Below are 1,107 nucleotides of genomic sequence, written 5' to 3' on the forward strand. Positions count from 1 at the left end.
CCCCGAACCGACCGCGACCCAGGGCGCTGCGCCGCGGCCAGGCGGCGTGCCGGATCAGGAAGAGGAAGCGCAGAGCGAGTGGTCGGACGAGGACGCCGACTTGGACGAGGCGGGCGGCTCGGGCGAGGACGTCAGTTCGGGCGAGGACGCCGATTCTGATGAGGACACCAGCTCTGACGGCGGGTCCGGCACGGATGTGGTGATGACCGAGACACCCGACAGGGCCGTCGGCCCTGTGCCGCCGGGTGAGGACGTGGGGGATGAACACGCGATCGTCGCCGAACGGCGGGCGGCGCCGCCCTTCGCCGGCCGACGGTCGGGACTCGATGAGTTGGTCGAGGCTCACGGCTTCGAGGGCATCGTGCGAGGCCATGAGACGGCAATCGCGACGGGACTACTTTCCGCCACCCCCGAGGTGGACGCCTTCGTGACCCGCTTCCACGACGCGCTGATCGCCTCCGGCAGGTATCCGGCAGTCGCGCTGCACCCGCAGACGTTCCAGAGCCGTATGAAGACGATCAGCACGGCCGTTTACGGCCACCCCCCGCGACCGGAGTATGTCCACGCCGGGTACAGCCAGAACCAGATCGATGCGCTCAGGGCACGCGGCATCCTGGTGCGTCCGGGCACAACGCTTACCGTGGCGCCGCTGTTCAAGGCGCTGCGCGATGTCATGCCCGTACCGCAGGATGCTGATGCGGCCGTGCTGGACCGGCAGTTGCTCAACGCGGTCATCGCGTCGCGCGTGCTCGCTGGAGAAGCGACCATCAGCCAGATCCTCCGCGACTACTCCGCCAACGTCGCCGGTGATGACCGGGCCATCCCCGTGGACGCGCTGAACGAGGCCCTGAACGGCGACTTCGTGGACATGTACCACTGGGTGGACACGAACTTGGCGACGTTCTCCGGAAGCCACGAGACCCGCACGAGATCGTACGACCACGCCTGGCAGCCCCCGCACCACCAGATGTACCCCCGGTTCCCCGCACGGGCCACCGGTGGCACGACGGTGCCCGACGATCTTTCCGCGATGATCCGGGCGTTGGCGGACCGGACCGGCCAGACGCCCGTGCGGTGGTCGAAGGCCCCCGAATGGGAGGACCGGAA

Annotated in this window: 1 pseudogene; it reads left to right on the forward strand. The window is 68.9% G+C overall.

Annotated features, from left to right (window positions below):
- Window positions 1–1,107: pseudogene (locus tag AQJ54_RS40455) on the forward strand (hypothetical protein); the annotation flags it as partial.

This window comes from Streptomyces griseorubiginosus (assembly GCF_001514195.1).
Lineage (GTDB): Bacteria > Actinomycetota > Actinomycetes > Streptomycetales > Streptomycetaceae > Streptomyces > Streptomyces griseorubiginosus.